This is a genomic window from Pseudomonas sp. 2822-17 (assembly GCF_002742485.1).
Taxonomy (GTDB): domain Bacteria; phylum Pseudomonadota; class Gammaproteobacteria; order Pseudomonadales; family Pseudomonadaceae; genus Aquipseudomonas; species Aquipseudomonas cyclaminis.
On the sequence record NZ_LJRZ01000591.1, the window covers coordinates 1 to 341 of the forward strand.

The following is a 341-nucleotide window of genomic DNA, read 5'->3' on the forward strand; positions in this document are numbered from 1 at the left end:
GCTTTAATACCATGTTGTGCAAGAAACCATTGTAGATATAGCTGAGTTGCATGGTACTCTGTAAAGATGATTACTTTATCGTCTGATTCTTGAATAATGGATAATGCTTTTTCAGCTTTGGAATTCGTAGATACTTCATTGATTTGCTCAGCAATTTTATTTAATTCTTGAGCTACCTCTGGAGAATCGCCATACTGTTCCATCAAATTTTTCAAGGTCATATAAACGGCCTCACGACTGGAACAAGCCTCTCTTTGCAATGTAAGTGTCGTAAAGCCTAATCCTTTAGCTTCTACTTGGTTTGCAAAGCGATGCTTTATATCACTTACGAGATCATAGAG

The 341-nt window shown here is 37.0% G+C and carries 1 protein-coding gene; it reads right to left on the reverse strand.

Annotated elements, in window-relative coordinates:
* Window positions 1-341 (reverse strand): hypothetical protein (locus AOA60_RS32745; RefSeq protein ID WP_218240758.1); only part of this gene is annotated, 341 nt, incomplete at both ends.